Annotated in this window: 17 protein-coding genes; 4 read left to right on the top strand and 13 right to left on the bottom strand. The window is 49.8% G+C overall.

Translation table 11 applies throughout. The features are described from left to right. Positions 1-91 precede the first annotated feature (91 nt). From I2I11_RS04300 to trhO, 3 genes are all read right to left on the bottom strand, one after another. Complete coding sequence (locus I2I11_RS04300) at positions 92-949, bottom strand: nucleoside phosphorylase (protein ID WP_196266396.1); 858 nt, start codon at positions 947-949, stop codon at positions 92-94. Between the two features lie 67 nt (positions 950-1,016). Further along, positions 1,017-1,430: a DUF6157 family protein gene (locus tag I2I11_RS04295; RefSeq protein ID WP_196266395.1), complete on the bottom strand. Its 414-nt coding sequence runs from the start codon at positions 1,428-1,430 to the stop codon at positions 1,017-1,019. A gap of 253 nt (positions 1,431-1,683) precedes the next feature. Continuing rightward, positions 1,684-2,652 (bottom strand): oxygen-dependent tRNA uridine(34) hydroxylase TrhO, encoded by a 969-nt coding sequence (gene trhO, locus I2I11_RS04290; RefSeq protein WP_196266394.1) that lies wholly within the window; start codon positions 2,650-2,652, stop codon positions 1,684-1,686. 272 nt (positions 2,653-2,924) lie between these two features. Between trhO and I2I11_RS04285 the strand changes: the two genes are divergently transcribed. The 4 genes from I2I11_RS04285 (at position 2,925) to I2I11_RS04270 (ending at position 6,359) form a co-directional block, all read left to right on the top strand. After that, on the top strand, positions 2,925-3,776 hold the full coding sequence (locus I2I11_RS04285; RefSeq protein ID WP_196266393.1) for a DNA/RNA non-specific endonuclease: 852 nt from the start codon (positions 2,925-2,927) through the stop codon (positions 3,774-3,776). Between the two features lie 67 nt (positions 3,777-3,843). After that, positions 3,844-4,536, top strand: coding sequence for an SOS response-associated peptidase (locus I2I11_RS04280; RefSeq protein ID WP_196266392.1), 693 nt, complete (start codon positions 3,844-3,846; stop codon positions 4,534-4,536). Between the two features lie 83 nt (positions 4,537-4,619). After that, positions 4,620-5,084, top strand: a complete 465-nt coding sequence (locus tag I2I11_RS04275; protein WP_230679870.1) for a LexA family protein — start codon at positions 4,620-4,622, stop codon at positions 5,082-5,084. A 6-nt stretch (positions 5,085-5,090) separates the two neighbouring features. Further along, positions 5,091-6,359 (top strand): Y-family DNA polymerase, encoded by a 1,269-nt coding sequence (locus I2I11_RS04270; protein ID WP_196266391.1) that lies wholly within the window; start codon positions 5,091-5,093, stop codon positions 6,357-6,359. 28 nt (positions 6,360-6,387) lie between these two features. On the opposite strand, the gene I2I11_RS04265 is transcribed toward I2I11_RS04270, so the two are convergent. The 10 genes from I2I11_RS04265 to I2I11_RS04220 form a co-directional block, all read right to left on the bottom strand. Then, a complete protein-coding gene (locus tag I2I11_RS04265; RefSeq protein ID WP_196266390.1) occupies positions 6,388-6,762 on the bottom strand; it encodes a hypothetical protein in 375 nt (124 codons plus the stop codon). An 81-nt stretch (positions 6,763-6,843) separates the two neighbouring features. Beyond that, the gene (locus I2I11_RS04260; protein WP_196266389.1) at positions 6,844-7,419 is read right to left on the bottom strand and encodes a hypothetical protein; all 576 of its coding nucleotides are present in this window, start codon (positions 7,417-7,419) and stop codon (positions 6,844-6,846) included. Positions 7,420-7,429: 10 nt separating this feature from the next. Then, a complete protein-coding gene (locus tag I2I11_RS04255; RefSeq protein WP_196266388.1) occupies positions 7,430-7,831 on the bottom strand; it encodes a hypothetical protein in 402 nt (133 codons plus the stop codon). Position 7,832: 1 nt separating this feature from the next. Further along, positions 7,833-8,450, bottom strand: a complete 618-nt coding sequence (locus I2I11_RS04250) for a hypothetical protein (RefSeq protein WP_196266387.1) — start codon at positions 8,448-8,450, stop codon at positions 7,833-7,835. A 14-nt stretch (positions 8,451-8,464) separates the two neighbouring features. Further along, a complete protein-coding gene (locus I2I11_RS04245) occupies positions 8,465-8,761 on the bottom strand; it encodes a hypothetical protein (protein WP_196266386.1) in 297 nt (98 codons plus the stop codon). 1 nt (position 8,762) lies between these two features. Beyond that, complete coding sequence (locus I2I11_RS04240) at positions 8,763-9,257, bottom strand: hypothetical protein (protein WP_196266385.1); 495 nt, start codon at positions 9,255-9,257, stop codon at positions 8,763-8,765. Positions 9,258-9,388: 131 nt separating this feature from the next. Further along, positions 9,389-12,409 (bottom strand): hypothetical protein, encoded by a 3,021-nt coding sequence (locus I2I11_RS04235; protein WP_196266384.1) that lies wholly within the window; start codon positions 12,407-12,409, stop codon positions 9,389-9,391. Continuing rightward, on the bottom strand, positions 12,406-16,113 hold the full coding sequence (locus I2I11_RS04230) for a hypothetical protein (protein ID WP_196266383.1): 3,708 nt from the start codon (positions 16,111-16,113) through the stop codon (positions 12,406-12,408). Before I2I11_RS04230 ends, I2I11_RS04235 begins: the two co-directional genes overlap by 4 nt. Continuing rightward, positions 16,113-16,901, bottom strand: coding sequence for a hypothetical protein (locus I2I11_RS04225; protein ID WP_196266382.1), 789 nt, complete (start codon positions 16,899-16,901; stop codon positions 16,113-16,115). The genes I2I11_RS04230 and I2I11_RS04225 overlap by 1 nt, the downstream gene beginning before the upstream one ends. Further along, positions 16,901-19,669 carry a phage tail protein gene (locus I2I11_RS04220; RefSeq protein WP_196266381.1) on the bottom strand — a complete coding sequence of 923 codons (2,769 nt, stop codon included), beginning with the start codon at positions 19,667-19,669 and terminating at the stop codon, positions 16,901-16,903. Before I2I11_RS04220 ends, I2I11_RS04225 begins: the two co-directional genes overlap by 1 nt.

The raw sequence follows: 19,669 nt of genomic DNA, 5'->3' as shown, positions 1-19,669 counted from the left end.
ATCTTTTTAAGCAAGAGGCCCTGTAAGTATAAAAATCCGCTACCTGCGAAGCTGTTTCGCAGGTAGCGGATTTCTTGTTCTATAGAGTTCCTTAAATCCGTTCCAGCACCTTCACAATCAAATCATCCACCACATCGTCGGCGTTTTCGGCAAAGGTTTGCGTGATGCGGTTGGCTACCATCGCGTTCAGCGACAGCACCTCGTGGCCTAGCAGGCGGCCCATACCATAGTAACCGGCCGTTTCCATCTCAAAATTAGTGAACCTGAAATCATTCAGGCGGAAATCGTGGTACGTTTGCAGTAAATCTGAATTCCGCAACCCGGCGCGCAGCACGCGGCCCTGTGGGGCATAAAAGCCGGGGCAGGTCAGGGTGTTGCCCGGAATCATATCGTAAGCCACTTTCTTAGCCAGCCTTTGGGAGCCGTTTACGCAGTATGGCCGGAAACTGAGGCCCAGTTCCTGCTGCAAGGCACCGGTTATACTTTGCTCTTCGTCCGTTTGCTCCAGCGGGTAAAATTCCATCAGCGAATCCAGGCCCACGGCACAACGCGAAACCAGGTGACTGCCCAGTGGCACCGTTTCCTGCAGCGATCCAGAGGTGCCCACGCGCACAATACTCAGCTTTATCTTTTCCCCGTTGGGCTCCCGCGACACGAAATCGATGTTCACCAGCGCGTCCAGCTCATTCATCAGAATGTCGATGTTATCGGTTCCCATACCTGTCGAAATCACCGTCAGGCGCTTGCCTTTGTAGTAGCCGGTGTGGGTGATAAACTCGCGCTTGGCCACTTTTATCTCAATTTCATCGAAATACTGGCTTACCCTGGCTACCCGATCCGGATCGCCTACCGTGATGATGGTATCTGAAATATGCTCGGGCAGCAGGTTCAGGTGGTAAATGCTTCCGTTGGGATTAAGGATAAGTTCTGATTCGGGGATGATGGCCATTTCTCGTTAATTTCTATACTTTGTCAGTAGATTCAGATTGATGTAAAGCTTTGTGCAAACACTTGATTTATACTTTCTTTGTTCGCATACCTGCTATCACTTTAATGTCTTTGTCTTCCATAAAAGACTGATACGCCTTAGACTCCACGGGGTAAATGGCTATTTTGCCCTCTTCGTTGTAATGAGCCCCAAAGCCATACTTTTTTACCAGCGCCGATGCCCGCATACATGGATGTCCTTTCGAAAACAATTCATCCTTTATTTTGGCAGCGTCAGTTTCCAGCACAGCAGCCGGGATTTCTTTCTGCCTTACAAAAACCTCATATATCAGTTCTTCGTGCCCGAACCTGTACGGGTTGCTGGTCAGCAACTCGTATTGAATCAGGTGCGCCGGCTTCTTGTTGTTTTTAGCAACAGGAATTTCACTTACCTGAACCGGGCAATCATCGGAAACCCTTATTAAGGTGTTTATATAACTCATGGCCAACCTGCTTTTATTGCTTGAATATACAACAAAAGGTATAAATAAGAAAAGCGTGGCTTCGGAGCACACGCTTTTCTTTAGCTTTAGTTATTTAACTTATGTTGCGATTTACTTACGTGCTGATACCTTCACAAGAGTACTTACCCACCCCTAACCCCTCCAAGGAGGGGAATTTAAATCACTCTTTCAGGAATTCCCCTCCTTGGAGGGGCTAGGGGTGGGTTTCTCTTACACATCGCAAATGAGTTATTTATACTTGTACATCCGCTTTCTTCGGCCGGTTAAATCCTTTCAGCGGGTTATAGCCGTTCATCTCTTTCTGGTAGTAGCCGGTGCCGTTGTAAGGGCGCTTTTCCGGGTGCTCTTTACATGCAGGAGAGCAGGCACCATCCATACCCCAGCCACATGCCTCACAGATAGGCACATGCAGGTTACAAACAGGATTGGCACAGTTTACCATCCGGTCGCTCTTGGTGCCGCACACGTAGCACTCCGAAATCACCTGCGGATTTACTTTGTTCACATCTACCGCCACGCGGTTATCGAACACATAGCACTTGCCTTCAAAATCTTCACCGCCAGCCTCCATGCCATACTTAATAATGCCGCCGTGCAACTGGTACACGTTCTCGAAACCCTGCTCCAGCAAAAAAGCGCTCGCTTTCTCGCATTTAATGCCGCCGGTGCAGTAGGTCAGTATCTTTTTGTCTTTATACTTCTCTTTCAGCTCATTTACCTTCTCCGGAAACTCGCGGAAGTTACCAATGTCCAGTGTAACCGCATTTTTAAAACGGCCCACGCTGTACTCGTAATCAGAGCGCACATCCAGCACCACCACATCCTCGCGGTCTTTCATGGCTTTAAATTCCTGCGGAGAAAGATGCTGGCCGGTACGCTGGTTCGGGTCGATGTGCAGCATGCCGGAATGTACAATTTCGGCTTTGGTGCGTACGTGCAGCTTGGCAAAAGCATGTATGTCGGAGGCATCAACCTTAAAATCGATCTTGGCAAAACGCGGATCGGCTTTCATGGTAGCCATGTAAGTGGCACAATCTTCGGCAGAGCCGGACACCGTGCCGTTCAGGCCTTCTTTAGACACGATGATACGGCCGAGCAGGTTCAGCTCCAGGCACAGCAAATGGTGTTCTTCGCGGAATGCTTCCGGATCTGCTATCGGTGTGTAGCAGTAGTATAGTAAAATGTTGTAGGGTTTGTTCATAACGGCTTAGTTTCGGCTAAGTGTTTGTACTTTTATAAGTGATTAATTGTCAGTTTTATATAGGTTAAAATGTTCGGCTTTTTGTTTTTCCAGGAAAACAATCGGAAAACTGAACCTTGTTTTATGCATTTTTAATCCTTCCGGCTTGCTGCAAATATAAAACATATTTCTCCGCTTTGGTTCCTCCAATATTTCAAAGTTCCTAAATTGTAACATATATAATAGAGGTCTTATTAGCTTTGCTTCCTGAATAAGTAATCTATCGCCTCATCATGTTAAACCGCCATTACAAATACCTCCTGTTTCTCTTCATGGTCCTGGCCGGGTGTAAGGATACCGATGTAGCTCCGCAACAGTCAACCAAACCGGAGCAGGAACACCTGCTGCTGGGCAACCCCAGCGGAGCCACCACCAGCGAAAGCAATGCCGGCAATTACCTGATGCTCAAGCCCCAGTACGCGCTCTCCTACAGCCGCGACAGGGGCACGCCCAACTGGGTGAGCTGGCATGTGAGCCCCGACTGGCTGGGCACGGCCGACAGGCAGGACAACTTCCGCCCTGATCCGGCGCTGCCCGAAAGCTGGTACCATGTAACAGCGAACAGCTACAGGAACAGCGGCTTTGACCGTGGGCACAACACACCATCGGCTGACAGGACCAGTTCAGAAGAGGACAATGCGGCTACCTTCCTGATGACGAACATGATTCCGCAGGCGCCTGAAAACAACCAGCAGACCTGGGCCAACCTCGAAGAGTACACGCGTGAGCTGGTAGAGCAGGGGATGGAAGTATACGTGGTGATGGGCAGTTATGGCGAAGGCGGCACGGGCAGCAACGGCCGTGCTACCAGCATCGACAACGGCAACGTAACAGTGCCCGCCCGTATCTGGAAAGTGCTGGTGGTGCTGCCGCAGGGAGACAACGACCTGCAGCGCATCAACACCAGTACCCGCGTCATAGCAGTTGATACACCAAACAACAACACGGTCAACGCCGATTGGGGCACGTACCGTACCTCTGTAGATGCCATAGAAAGTGCCACCGGCTATGATTTGCTTTCAGCGCTGTCTACACAGCTGCAGCAGACCTTAGAGAGCGGGGTGGATGCCGGGCCCACACGTTAAGCCTTTCAGTACCTATGCTGTGATTTTTGCGTAGAGAGCGCATAGGACAACCTTAAAGTTATTTATTATGTGCGGCCGATATTCCATCATCTCCAAAAAAAAAGAAAGCAAAGGCTCCATCAGGGCTGCCAGGCTGCTAAAAAACGCCGAAGTAGATAATCGCTACAACGTAGCCCCCTCGCAGCTTTTGCCCGTTATCACCAACGAAGCACCGGATGAGCTACAGTTCTTCTCTTGGGGCTTATTGCCCCACTGGGCAAAGGAGAAGAACTACAAGCATAAAACCATCAATGCCCGCGCCGAAACTTTGACGGAAAAGCCTGCCTTCCGGCAACTGGTAAACAGCAAGCGCTGCCTGGTACCGGCCGATAGCTTCTACGAGTGGCGTAGCTCCTCGGCCGGCAAAACGCCGTACCGTTTCCTCCTGAAAGACGAAGGCCTTTTCTGCTTTGCAGGACTGTGGGATGAATGGGCCGACAAAGAGACAGGCGAAGTTATCAGAAGCTACACCCTTATCACCACCGAGCCCAACGAACTCATGCGCCCTATCCACGACCGCATGCCCGTGCTGCTGCACCCGGAGGAAGAGGGCCTGTGGCTCTCGGACGAGCGGGCAGATGAGTACCTGCTCTCGCTCCTGCGCCCGTACCCCAGCGAAGAGATGAAAGCCTATCCCGTGTCACACCTGGTCAATTCTCCTGTCAATGACTCTCCTGAAGTACTGGAACCGGCACCTGAGCAAGGGAGTTTGCTCAGTTGATAAAGCTAAAATAAATAGTTTTACTAAATATTTTAGCTAAATATATAGACACTGCTTAATTTGGTGCCGTAAAAGGAGGCACTATGAAAGAAGCGAACATTATACCCCTACACCCTATGCCCTGGCCCGAGGGGTTTCACCTGGAGCTGGAGAGCAGTATCTTTATCCCCCTGGTTGGTTCTACCGTCAGGGCTGGCTTCCCGAGCCCGGCGGATGACTACATTGCCGGCCGCATTGACCTGAACAACTACGTTTCCTCTAATCCTACTTCCACCTTCCTGGTCAAAGTGGAAGGGGACAGTATGATTGGCGCCCATATTGCACCGGGAGACCTGGCGGTCGTGAACAAAGCCCGGAAAGCTAAAAGCGGCGATATCGTGCTGGCCTACGTGAACGGAGAGTTTACCATCAAGCGATTCGAACTCAAAACGGACGGAGCTTACCTGCTGGCCGAGAACCCCAATTATATGCCTATCCATATTACCGAAGCGGACGCCGGCAGGATTTGGGGCGTGGTGGTCGGTACGGTCAGAACATTTACCTCCTAGCAAAGTATGACGTCCCTGTTTGCCTTGGTAGACTGCAACAACTTCTATGCTTCCTGCGAGCGTGTCTTCAATCCCTCACTGGAGGGTGTACCGGTGGTGGTGCTCTCCAACAATGATGGCTGTATTATCGCCCGTTCAGCTGAAGCAAAGGCCATCGGTTTGCCGATGGGCAAGCCTTTGTTTGAAGTACAGAAACTCATAGAACAGCACCACGTGCAGGTCTTCAGCAGCAACTATGAATTGTATGGGGATATGTCGGCGCGCGTGGTAGAAACCCTTTCCCAGTTCAGTCCTCATGTAGAGGTGTACTCCATTGATGAGAGCTTCCTGGACCTTGGGGACTTCTACAAGACAGACTTGGTGGCCTATGCCCGTACCATCAAAGAAACCGTTAAGCTGTGGACGGGTATCCCAGTAGCAGTTGGTGTTGGCCCCACCAAGACGCTGGCCAAGTTAGCTAATCGTATATCCAAGAAGTCGAAGCGGGCGGACGGAGCGCTGGTACTCACGGACGAGTACCACATCCGGGAGGCGCTCAAGCGGACAGAAGCCGGAGATGTGTGGGGCATCGGGCATCGCTATGCTAAAAAGCTTCAGAGCTACAGGGTGCACACGGCCTGGGACTTACGGAACGTGACAGATGCCTTTGCCAAAAAGCACCTGACCGTGGTGGGGTTGCGAACGGTGAAAGAGCTTAGGGGGGAGCCCTGCCAGGACTTGGAGATGGTGCCACCGCCAAAGAAGAATATCTGTACCTCCCGCTCCTTTGGAGCGGCCATTACGCAGGTAGAGGAAATCGAAGAGGCGCTCTCGACGCATGTCGTCCGGTGTGCAACAAAGCTCAGGAAACAGAAGAGTAGGGCGGGAGCGATGACGGTGTTTTGCATGACCAGCCGCTTTGCCGCGGAGGGAGAACTTTACTCCAACTGCCGCACCGTCTATTTCGATACGCCCACCGACTCAGAGCCCGAACTCATCCGCTACGCTCTCAAAGCCTTGCGGGAGATTTATCGTCCTGGCTTCCGCTACCGCAAAACAGGCCTACTGCTCCTGGACTTAGTGCCATCAAGTTCTTTGCAGCTGAGCCTGCTCGACACGGTAGACCGGGAGAAGCATGCCATGCTGATGCAGACACTAGACGGCCTAAGGGAGCGCTTTGGCCATAGTGCTGTCGGGTACGCTGCGCAGGGAACAGAGCAGCGGTGGAAGTTGCGTCAGGAGCGGCTCTCGCCCTGTTATACCACCCGGCTCTCAGACCTGCTAAGGGTCAGGTGAGGTAAGCAAATGAACGGTGGAAACCTTGCTACTCTACTTCGTTCACCTTATTATAAGCTTCGTCTAGGGTGTGGAGTATTTTTTTAATCTTATCGAGCAGAGCGTGCTTGAAGATGTACACCGGCGAACTGAAATCAATATCATCTTTATTGAAGTAATGATGCGCCGCAAGCGCTTCTGCTATACTCAGAAGCCTGTCGTATGATATGCAGTCGCTTGGTTCTCTGCCATTGTCCAACGCTCTTGTTACGCGGTTTTTCATCCCAAACATCCAGCCACCATGCTCTGCATCTACCTTATTCGTTATGCTCCCATTTTCAAAGGCAGTGTATATCAGGTCAAATTCCTCCTTTGTGAACGTAACTTCAGCGGACACTTCGTACTTGATCTTATCTAACTGCATAGTTGCTAAGGTAAGTAAAATCTGTTTGCTTAGCCAAACTGCCATTTAAAAATATGTGTGTAATGGATCATTAACAGATCCTCAAAAAAGAGGGCTGGTAATTCGCATTTTTCTGAAGAACACCAGTATCATAACCCCTACAAATATGGCGGCTATAATGGCTAAGGCCCCGTAAGCTTTATTGCGTTCCTCCTTATAGGTTAACTTTTCGGACGTTTCATTTTGCAGCAACGTTTGCGCGCGGATAAGTTTTGCTTCCAAAGTATCAACCTCTATCTGTGCCAGTGCCTGCGCTGCAGTATCTATTACTCTGAGCGTATCAGTTCGGTAGACGGTCCGGATGGTAACCTTTGCCGGCGGGCACTCCACCTGCTGCACGGGCTGACCTTGTTCGTCTTTACAGGGCACGGTCACCGGCGGCTCAGTAGTGGTTTTCTCGCTCACCTGTTCCTTGCCTTTTATCGTTTCTCCGGCTTTAGGCGCGTATACCCGGTGCGCAAAGTCTGCCGTGACGGATGGCCAGGCCGCGTGAATAGCGTTCTGGGTAGTAGTGGCATTTGCCTGCGTTTTCGTAGCAGTGCTGATGGCCTTTTCCAAAGATGGCGCGCAGGAGCTGGCCAGCAATAGTATGCAGCAAAATATAAATAGCTTTCTCATATATTGGTTGTTAGGATTCTCTATTTGCCTTTTGAAGCTTTTCATCAAATGTGCTCTGCACGGTTATGCCTTTCTTTTCGCGGTATGCATCCAGTCTGTCTGTCAGGTTTTCGTAACTGCGGACGATAAATGGGATGATAATTGTTGCACCCAATGCCACCGCCCGGGCCTTCGATATAATCTCTAATATCTCTGTGGAAAAAAGATGGTTGATGATTGTCAGCTGATCTGCAGCGCTGACAATGCCGCCGGATAAATCCAGAAGGAAAGAAAGTATATCAGGTAGATAACCGATAAAGGTTAGGGAGGAAAAGAATATAAGGGTGCGCTTCCAGCCTGTTGCCATGGGCAGCTTTAGCCTTAGCCATAATCCGTACAACCATACCTGCAGGTGTTTAAATGCTTTTTTCATATTATTTCTGAATTAATGCTGCATAAAATTTATCTGCCGTGGCCGCCACTTTCTGGAATGTCCTGGCATCGCCTGGATTGATAATCCTCCTGGCTTGCACAAAGTCTGTATCTACATTCGTGATGTAGTGCCGCAAGGCCTTGCCGGTATAATAACCGCCCATCATCCCCTGCACTATCACCTGTGCAGCTATAGGACGCTGCAGCAGTAAATCAGGGTCTTTCGTCAGGGGTAAACCCGTAACCGCTTCCATCTTAAGATAATTGGCATAATGCGTTACTTGCTCAAATCCGCGCCCGTACCAACTATTCCCATTTGCATCAGGCAGAGCGTAATTCTTGCTGATTCTTTCCTTCTCATACAAGCTCGTTACTGCCCGTACTGCTCCTTCGTTTGTCTGAGCGAAACCTTCACGTATTGGCGCCCAATCGGAGTTCAGCGCAGCATGGTACACTTCATGATATGCAGTAGCCAGGATGTAGGCCAGGTCCCGGTAATCCCCGCGCCCGTAAGTAGTGTAAGCTTTAGCGAAGGCCTGCACTGTCTCTACTACGCCTTGGGTTAACTTGCCGTGGAATAGCGTTTCGCGTATTTGGGCAAAAAATGCCTTTTCATTCATGGGCCTCATATTTTCTATTCATCTATGTTGTGTTTTTTCTTCAACCGGGCCACATCACGTGAAAGCTGTTTAAGCGTTTCCTGCATATCTTTCAACTGCTGTTGCTTATAGGGTTCCGCCGCCTCGCGTTTGTCTATCTGATTTTGCAACCCATATAGCAGTTTTGTGACACCTGCGTTAATGTCTGTCTGGTCTTTCTGAAACTGGATGTTCGAGTTATAGAGGCTCATCAGAAAGACGCCTGCAGTAATTTGTAATAGCGTGAACAGCCATGCACGTGGGTCAAACCCTTTGTCTTTTAAATCAGGCATCTTATTTCTTGCCGCTTAGAACGATAGTAGATAAAATAGTATAGAAGATAATCACCTCTATCTCCCAGGGTGTCTGCCCGGCAGTGAATATGAAATCTGCCAGGTCATAGGCAAACAAGCCTACTACCAACACCATAATCTTTGGCATCCGGATAAATGTGCGGCCCGGCAAATCAGCCGCCAACACATTAAAGGCCTGCACCAGCAGGTAAATGCAGCAGGCGCCAGTCAGCATAATTATTTTTTGGCTTATCCGATACATGTATTCCTGCAAGTCATAGCGCACCGTGTTACCATAATAGCCCTTATCCGGCGCATCATAGTAGGGAAAAATGTCGCGGATATAGAATGTCTGCCCCAGCAAGTGTAAGGTTTTTTCAATGTGAAGCACGTCGTAGTACTTATTTTCAAGGGCATTATGCAGGAAGAAGACGGCAATAATTACCCCTACCAGCATGTAGGTTCTGAAGTATATATTTCTGCGTCCTGTTTTCATACAGTCCTCGATTAAAACACTTTTATCCTGCTATGACCTATGTTATTTATATAGAAAAACTCCAGCTTATGGCCTTAGTTTTCCTCAATTAGCATTCCGGCAAACCGTAGCCTGCCGGAATGGTTTGTTGACTATAGATAGCTTACACCAGTTGCACCAAACGAACGCGTAATAAGCTCAAAGTATTGAGAATCGTGCTCTGCTTGAGATAACAGCACCTTGTCAGGCAGCGTATCTGTGTTGTTCGGATCTGTAAAATCTGATGCTTTAGGCACATGCAGATGGGCTCCCTCTCCCCAATAGCGTGATTTCCTGCTGTTGGTATCGCTGTAACTCCACCACATCGAAAGGTCTATTGAAAGCCCATTATCAGGACTTTTGTAGGTCGCCATTTCGTTAAAAGCCGCCTCGAAATATTCGTAGTGTGGCCACAGGTACCGATAGCTAACTTTCAAGCCTGTGGCCGCATAGATGCCCGGATCATAGCCGTAGCCGTTGGCTATGGTATTATCGCGATGATAGCGTTCATTCATGTACACGCCTACTTCTACGCCCAGCCTTTCCTTGTATTTGAGCAACTCGCGCATGTTCAGGCGTAGGTAATCCAGGTTGAACCCTGCATACTTCTGCGCGTCAGACAGGAAGGGATAACAGCTGGTTGTGGTGAAGTGCCCGGCTCCGATTATTTCATCAAATTTGTCGTGCGTAGTGCCATTATGCGCATTCATCTGGTTCTGGCTGTATACCCTTCGCGGAATGTCGTACCACCCGAATTTCGCATTTGGGCGAAGTCTCCTTACCGCTTCCATTACAGCCTTGAATCTGTCCCGCGCAAAGTTAAATTTTAGCGTTCCCCGTGCATTATCCCGCAGCAATGTAATATACTTATACAGTGAAGTATCTTCCAGATCGAGCAGGCAATACCCAGTTGAGGTGGAAAGGGGTAAACGCTTGCCGTTATCGCCCTTAAACCATGCTTCAATCCGATCCTCCCTAATTGTAAAGCCTTTTGTGAAATCGTTCGGATCTGTACTTTCTTCGATTATCCAGGGACTGGATGGTGACATTACGTTAGGCACGTAAACAAATGTAGGTATCTTGTTATCCGCCACCCATTCTGGCAGGCCTGTCGTAGCCCATTGTGTTCTTAGGTATGCTTCAGGCAGCATGAATTTTAGGCTGCTCGGCTGCGTGACAGGAACATCCGTAACACTAAAATTTATTGTTTTAGAAGTGCCGGCAGTACCTGTACTACCAGATAAAGAATATGGTGTCAGCGTAATAACGTGTGCGCCTGTAGGCACTGTTCCTACGTTATAGTCACCTTTTATGTCTCCGAATAATGCATAAGGCGCACCCGATTCAGTTACATTCTTGCCCAGTGATGTCGCTTGTATTTTCAGGCTGCCTACCTTCGCCGGATTGGTAACAAACTCTATGTTTAGGTTTCTGGTCGAAAGCTCTGCCAGGTTGATCGTGTCGCCCTCCTGAATTTCCCTTAATCGCTTCTCATTATCAGCGTCAATCAGATAAGCACCCACTACTTCCATTGTCGCCATTGGCACAGTAGAATCTATAACTGTTAATTGTTTTGTTGTCCAAAAGGTGCCAAAGTCTGCACGTATGACCAGTTGCCCACCATCGCCGGACGTGGCATTGTTGTCAATTGCGAGCACATTGCCGTTAAAAGTCGCTACTGTTGCTGCAGGTTTGGAAACAATGTTGAAAACCGATTCGGAAGTAATAACTTCTGCCTCCCCTCTTGAATAAGTAATTTGTGTTGAAAACGACTCCAAAGAGCCCTCCGGTATTTCTTCTATTGTTTCAGGGATAATGATACCCGTGACTGTTCTGGCAGGTATCGCAACCGGGTTAGTAGCTGTAGCAGATGGCAGGCGGGTATCTGTGGCCTTAGAGCGCAGCAATACGCTATTTGCCGCAACATCAGTGTCATAGTCGAAAGTAATCGGCTTCTCAGTAAGGGTTATATAGGGTCCGCCAGCTATGTTGTACTCATATAGGCTAAAATCCAGAATTCCTGCAATGTAATCAAAGTCCATTGTTCCTGCTGTCGTGTCTATCCTGATGTTTGTCGGCGCTGGCGGCGGCGGAATAGTAGATGTTTGCGGGATGGCCACAGTAGCAGTCTTTGCGGTACCAACGTTGACTGTGTAAGGAACGCCTAGCACTTTGCACATCGCCTCAAACGCAGAGGCAAGTTTCTGGAATATGACACTAAATGACACTTGTGTTTCTCCTTTCAGTATAGTTGCTATAATTTCAGCCTCTGGAGCGTTGGTAAGAATAAACTTTATTTGGGTATCGGCAGGGGCAGGTGAAAGCAGGCGGGCGGTATAAGTTACCTCTGCTGTCGTGGCGGTGTTGTTGATAACCGGATCAAGCATAAGCGCCACCGGCGTCAGGTCGGGCGCAGCCTCGGGCACGTAAGGCAACACATCTACCTTAAAACTATCATACCTGAACTTGTTGCTGGTTAGGTCAGAAAACACGTAAAAGCCTAAAACCGATATAATCGCATCAGCAGGCAATGTATACACAGGCGTAAAGGTAACAGCAATATCCCCGGTGCCTACGTTAAGTGAAACAGGATACCAGGTCTGCTTTGTGTCAACTTTGAAAACGGCAGTTTCTGATGTGGTTGGGAAAACTGAATCGGACGAGCTTACTGCAATCTGATTTATGAAGTTTACAACTGAAATATACAGCAGACCCCCGACGCTTATTAGCAGGCGGTGTTCTACGCCAGATCGAATGTGCCCTACCTTAAACTGCGCCTCCAACTCCCGGGTAACTGATAAATCGAACACAGACGGATTGTCAAATACCAAAACTTCTTTCCGCCTGCTGATCCCGCCTGTCATCATAAAGCCGATGGTGGTATCAGTTCCCTCCACGTATCCCGCGTTAACGGGAATTGATTCGGACGTTCCGGGACTAGCCTTTATCCCGTAAGCAGTTCCTGTTGCGGTGTACTCGGTTGTGGTTCCACTACTATAATATACTTTTGCGCCGACAGAGCTGAACGGCTGCGTAGATGTAGTAGTGTTGGGAAACGTGTTCAGGTAAGCAGTTTCTCGCTCCCTTTTTGACAGCATGTTACTTGCTGCGGTTACGGCTTCTCCTTCTCTCATATAAGTCCTGTTATTGTAAGTATGATGTCGTAGTTTTCTCCATCGTTAGAGACATACAACTTTGCGTTCTTCTGATCAGGCAGATTTATAATCCTGGTTGCTTTGTCGAACTCAGGAAGGATAGCGGAGCCTTTCAGGTCCATCGTTATAGCGACGCCCGTTGGCAGGTGGATTGGCCTTGTGCCGCCGCTCCGGTTTTTAAACAGCCACAGTGCATTTTTGCCGTTCGTAATTTCTTCAAAATTGAGTGTAGGCTCAACGATGGAACCCGATTCAAAAGGTGTAAGTAGCTTCCGATCTTGCATGCTTATAGCTTGACCGTTTACTACTTTTGTCATTGGAGCTGTTAGCGAAGCTGCAGGGGCTATTAAGAAATACTGTGTATCAACTGCTTCCTTGAGTATATACTTAGTTGATAATGGAACGCCATTCTCTCTGAAGCCTCCTACTGCATTAATGGCTCCATTAGTCTGTAACAGCCCTGATGCAGCCCGAAACAGATTGACATCCCTGACACTATCTCCATTCCCCCATTCAATTAGTCCATCCGCAAAAATTATAGACCTGCTCTGTGCATCTCCAAAAACTTCTACTGCAAACGCGCTATCAGTTGCTAGTGATCTCCTTACAAACTGCTTCTGTGTGTAAAGGTTAATAGCATCTTTGCCAGCGTACTTATCAGCCAGCGCTACACCGTTTTCCTGTATGGTCTTGGAATTAATTGCCTCAAAGGTGACTTTTTTAGTATAATCCCATCCAAAAGGGAGGCCTGAATAAGTCCCATACGATACGCGAGAGGTTAGTAACTTAAACCATCTCCAATTACTATCTACTGTTGTTGAACTAACATCAATGTCAATTCTATAATAAGTATTAGGCGTAAACGCAGTAATAGCTTTGTTAAAAAAATAACTCCCTGCACTAACAGCTTCATTGAATACCTCTGTTACACCACTAGCAAAATCTGAGGTTGCGCAGTGTTCCACCTTCATAGTATAGGCAAATGGACCGCCTACGCCATACTCTTGATACATTTGGAATAAACCACCACCATGATAAGCCTGAAGCTTGATTACAAACCTCCAATGTCTCTTCTCGGTGGTTACAGAGGTGGCTGTTAATGGCTGCCCATCAAGCAATCTGCTTATTGGAGTTTCACCACCAACCCAAGGCGTCCATTGTTGTGTAGCTTGGTCTAAGTATTCAACCTTTATAACAGGCGCAAACTGCGCTGCATCAGAATAAGTATCTAATATTAATGGCAAGATATTGCCACTTCCCAAACTGGTTATGCCGTAAGCAGTTTTTGTCTCTACTGAAGGTTCTTTAAAGGTTACTTGATTAAATGTCTGCTGTTGCGTAAAAGTATTCTGGGCATTCTTCAGCGGAACATTACTGCTCAGCCGTGCATCAGGTAAAGTACCTGTCGTAGCTTTACCCACATCCAGATTGTCCAGTCTATACTCCAGAATACCGAGGGCCTGTAAAAAGCCGGTGGTAGTGGCAAGAGCAGAAGAAGCAGCAGCCTTAACATAGCCAGTCAGCTTGGTGGCAAGCGTTTTTGCTTCTGTCCATTTCGAGGCATCCAGTTCGGCAGCAAGCGTGTTGATGGCATCCATTAACACCTTACCCTGCGTAGCATCCAGCATTTTGCCCGGTGTAATAGCATCCAGGGCGTTGTATATATCCGCCTTATCCGCCTTGCCCGCAATCAGTCCAAGCAGGTTCGTGCCCTCTGGATAATTTTGCAGTATCTCCAGCGCTTCATTAAGCTTGTTAACGACGGTATCTGCATCAGGCGTAGCGTCGCCGATTATTGCTTCTATCGCCTTTAGCCGCAGGTTCTGCTTGTTGAGCGTGTCACCGTCAGCAGTTACACCATCGCGCAACTGCGTAACGGTAGAGCTATTAAGCCCCTCCACAAATTCTTTCGTGGTAGCGTCTTTTGGATCAACAACAGGCGCTGTTATGGAGACACTGCCGGCTTCAACAGCCCCGGCATAAAGCGTGTTGTTTACAGTCGCATTATCTGCTTCTAATTCTTCAGTAATAACCCGTTCGGCGGTAATATCCTGCCCTGCAAAGCTGCCTGTACTGTCGCGCTCGACGGTGGTGCCGGGCGTATTAACTGATGTACCCGTACTGGCGCTGCGGCCAACAATATACTTTCTTACAAGTGTAAAAGTGTTGTAGCTAAAACATTTGAACTCGTAGGCTACAGTATCGCCAACTACCAGACCGGATGGAAGTGTCCAATCGCCAACCCAGGTAGTCCAACCGGCCCCGCTTACGAAGCTGATAGAAAAGTCAAGCGTCTTCAGCTCTGCATAAGCAGTGAAAGTCCTGCCAACGATTACAGGATAGTAGGAAACGTAATTAAGCTCTGTAGCGCCGGGACCAGGTACAAGAACTTTTTCGCTAGCGTGCCCGGCAAGTATAGAGGATTGGTAACCGGTATATCCAGCAACAACACTTCCTGAAAGACGTGTCTTTGTAGACTCAAAAAAAAGCTCTAACCAGCCTTTTGATAATGCCAATTGAGTTGGGCTGTTATAAGTCTCAGCCGGAGAGGTAAAGGCGGTCAGCACCCTGTAAACAGTATCCCCCTCCCTGAAATAATCCCCCACTTTATAGCTGTATCCTCGGATTACTTCCGGGAATAAATCCAGCGAAAGCAAAATCTCGCTACCATCAGGCGTAACCAGCTGCCCGTCTACGTACTGCACACCGCCGCCTACAGTAATTGGATTGCCGGCCGCATCCTGCACCTTTCCATTTATATAATAGAGGTACTTCTGCTGCTGCGCATACAAATAGCCTGAAGCGATGGGATAGAGACTGTTCAGCACGGGCAGGCTATCTACTCCGAATATTTTATTCCCCTGCCAGTCCGTAAAAACATTTGTTGCTGCATTATAGCGCGGGTACAGCTTCTCCTGCTCAAAGAAATACTTAGACTGCACCGCCTTGGTGCTGTTTTGAACAGGCTTCGTATCATACTGGCCGGTAAGTGTAATAGGATTGCCGTCTATGTCCTGAAGCTGGCCATCCAACAGCACCGGCACTTGTTGCCGGAGTTGGAACAGGTACCCGGACGAAATAGCATTTGTGCTGTCCTGCACCGGCACTGTATCTACTTTGGGCACCTCCAGCATAAGCTCCCAGTTAACACCGGCAACCGGCGCAGCACTTGAAGCATGCGTTTGCTTGGCTCTCCATAGCTTGGTATGGTCCGTGCTTATCACGAGCCATCCTTTCTGGTAGGTGCCCGCGGCCCAGACACCAGTAAAATAAGACATGTCGAGCCTTACCTCAATCCCGTTAGCGAACAACGCGCCATTCGCATAGGTAAGGCCGCCTTGTGATAGCAGCTTGAAGCGCTCGTTCAGGTCGTACACGTAGCCCGAGGCAATGGCATTGCCGCCACCTTCAACAGGCTCCTGGTCTACAGCACCATCCCCGAAAGGTACAAGGTTCTCATCTGCCGTGCCGCCCTTGAAAGTATAAGCATCAGCACCGATATAGATGAGGAAATTGCCCTCCCTGGAAGCGGGTGTATCAAAGTAGCCCAGCACCTCCGCTTCAGAGGCAAAAGGGCGCAGGCCGATGCCGTCGCTCCACCACGAACGCGCATCCACAGGCTTTCCGACAACTGCCGTGCCCTTGTTCTGAACGATGTGGTCTTGTGGGTTGTATATTGCCATTATCCTAAGCTTAAGCTACTGTTGTCCTTATCCAGCAGCACAGGGCTGCGTGATATGTAAATTCTCCTCTCTGCCAATGTTACCGGCGCATAGAAAAGCTGATCCGGGAACTTGCCGTAATTTTTTGGTGCATTCCCCCACACCGTGAATACCGGGGCCTCCATCGGCGTGGCCACGTACAGGTACTTGTAGTTGGCCGCCTGTGTAAAATCCAGCACCGGCGCCGACCTGTCCCTGTTGGCCCCGAACTGGTAAGTGAGCGTACTGTAATCCGTTTCGTACACCGGATTTCCGGAATAACCCCAGCTGTAAAAAAGCATATCGGCCGGTGTTTCCCCTGGCGCTGCTGCCGGCTCTGTGAACAGGTTTGGCTCCGGCTCTAAAAAGGTAATGGTGAAGTTGGCCACAATCTTCTGTACCGGGTTTTTGATAGGGCTGAGCCTGGTAAAAGCGCTGCTGTTTTCCATCTTCACCCGGAAGATGCGGTTTGCCTGTTCGATGTACAATGCCTGCAGGCCTGGCTTAGTGAGCTCCGCGATAAAGCCAGTATAGCCAGCCCAAAATGCTGCTTCGGTATCTGCCGCAATGGTAAAGGGCACGGCCACGCTCCGCGGCTCGAACACGACCGGCTCTGTCGGATCTGTCTCCACCCCGCTTTTGTCTTTCCAGTCATACTGGTAGAAAGCTTTCGGCTTAGGCAACTGCAGAAAGCCATCGCTGCCGCCCTCACGCACAAAAATGCCGAAGGTGGCCATCAGGTCTTTTCCGTTTATCGCGTACGCTCCCATTACTTCATGTTCCAGTTAGTGCCATCAAAGTACAGCTCATGCCACACACCCGACAGGAAAGCAGGCTGCCCCTGGCCGCCAAATACGATGGTGCGGCCATTGCCTACTATGCCTACAGTCGGGCCGGTGTTATACTTGTAAAAGGTAATCCTGTGCCCGGGCAAGGGGTCTTTGGGCAACAATAGGCTGCCGTCAGCAGAAGCCGCCCATACCACGTGGCTTGCATCCCTGCCAAGGGTATATCTGCCGCCTGTCGTAATCCTTTGCGGCTGGTAATACAGTCCTCCTGTCACCTGAAGGCCACCATTGAACCGTGCCGCAATATTGTTCTTGCCGCCTCTTGCCGCTGCCAATATTCCATAATTGGTGCCTCCAGGATTGGATTTGCCGTTGGAGAAATAAGCCGTACCAGTGGTGTCTGCCAGGTAAGGGAATATGTTCACGCCGATACGTATCTCTGTATCCCTGGAGGCCTCGCCAATATAAATAGAGCCGTTGCCGTCGCTGTTCGACATGCCGCCACCCTCAATCGTGAAGGAGCCTACTTTGCACCCGTCCTGAATTTCGGCTCGGCGCATATACACATCGCCATTGTCCAGCACCCGGAATTCTCCGCTGGCGCCGGCTGAAAAGCGTACCGACAGCGGCCCGTTGTCCGTCAGTCCGGATATGAAAGCATTCACGACACCCTCCGAGCCCACCTCTACCTTATCCGCCATCACGGCCCCTCGAATCGTCAACTGCCCCTCGTTGGTGATGCCCCAGTCTATGCCCCTTTCGCCATTGCCCAGGTTAAAGGTGCCGTTGGTGAGGTTGAAGAAGTTGATTTTGTCAATGCTTTGTAGTTTGCCCGTAGTGATGGTGTCCCCTACAATGGTGGTCATGCCCTTTGTCAGGTCATAGTTGCGGTAACCGTCTTTTGCCGGGTACAGCACGCCCAAGTTGAAATACCACACGCCCGGCTCCTGCTCTGCTGCCTTGAAATCTTCTGTCAGGCTCCACACGCCGCGCAAGGCGGTGCGCTCTACTTTGGCTGCGATGTAATAGGCCTTAGCCGGGTCAAGCCCGGTGAACTGGCGCTCCGGCATCTGCCAGACATAGCCTAATCCTTCAATCTCCACCTCGTAATGCACGAGCTGGCCAGAAGATATGTGCACACTGTTGGGGTTGCCCCTGTAGTTTGCCTGTATCAGCACGTTGTTGAGGCCGAAGTTCTGCGACTTGGCCCCTACTGCCAGATAGAGCGTTTCTATCGTGCCCGGCCGAATTCCTGTAATGTCGAAGTAGTCGTCCGGGTCCCGGATGAGGCCGCGCAGCTGCCGTAATTCTCTTGCCGTGCGCCGTGCCCGTTCCGCGTTGATTCGCTCCTGAATGATAGTTTCTTTCCGGTTCTCTATCGTTTCCGCTACCAGCCGCTGCTGCCTGGTGTAGGTAATATAATCGGCAATAGTGGCGCTTATCCTGTCCTCATGCAGCAAGGGCCAGCTTACCGATGTGGTGCGAATCATGGCATCTACGCCCAGCTTTGGCTCTGCTACCCGCACCCGGTCACCGGGCACCAGCCGTACACCCTGGCTGCGCACGTACTGCTCATCCAGGGTGAGGCTAAAGGCCAGCTTCGGCCTGCTGTTTTCGGCAGCGTATTCCTCCGTTTTGGCCTGTAACTCCGTCTCGGCAACCGCCACATATTCTTGTGGCATATCAATATCCACCAAAGTATACTTATCGCCAGCTTTGGGCACAAACGTCGCATTCGGAATAGCAAAATCCGGTTGGTTCTTGTCGATGTTGAGCGTAAGTGTCTTGCTGCTGTCGTCGTACTTGCTGATGGTGAACTCGTAACCGGCAAGGTCTCCTGATTTGAAAGCAACTTTGGCATCCAGGCCTTCCAGGAGATGATCGTTGATATTGAATTCCAGTGTGGCATCCGTAATATAGAAAACGTTGGTGCCAATGCCTCCCACGCCGGTCAGCGTCGCGGTGCGGTTCGGAAAAATCTCCTCATTGATATAGCTGCCCTCCTTGATGCCGTACAACTCAACATTCTGCTCTACATAGTCCGAAGGAATGCGGATGCGGGTAGCCGGTATGCCGGCATCATTCAGCCGGTAATCCGCGGGGATATTCCTGGTACCGCCACGGCCGTACACCCGGGTTACGAGGTTGGCATCATCTCGGCGCTGCAGCTGGAAAGTATAGAGGCCGTTGCCTTTGCCCTGTGAAAATACGTGGCTGGTGATAGCGCCGGCATACTTCACCAGGTGCACCGTCTTGCCTTCAAAATAATACTCCAGCCCGAACTCCTCTGCCACCGTGGTGAGTGCGGCCCGGCAGCTGGCGCCCTCCTCAAAAGCAATGTGCTTTTCGTCTGCCTCCGCTACATTGCCAACCCGCCAGCCGGTATCTATCTGGTTCATGTTGTCCACGATGAGCTGCAGGTACAGTTTGGGATAACCGAAAAAATCGGTCACGAACTCGCCGTTCTGCATCAGCTTTTTGTCGAACAGGCGGTAAGATACATGCTCGAATGTGAGGCTGTACTCGTAGCTGAAGTTGCTGAACTTGGTGCAGCCGGGAGCGGTGTTGATATAATATTTCTGGCCTTTGTAGAGGATATAGTCGCCCAGCTGGATATCGAGCACGTCGGTAACCACGATGCTCTCGCAGGCAACCTTGTGCTCTCCCATCAGCTGATAGGAATAGTTGCTGTTCTCCGAAACAGGGATAGCAGCTACAATGGCGTTATTTCTGTATATATCCAGGTACAT

Source organism: Pontibacter rufus (assembly GCF_015694705.1).
Lineage (GTDB): Bacteria > Bacteroidota > Bacteroidia > Cytophagales > Hymenobacteraceae > Pontibacter > Pontibacter rufus.
Note: the sequence above shows the minus strand (reverse complement) of the source record. Positions and strands in the feature narration are given on the sequence as shown.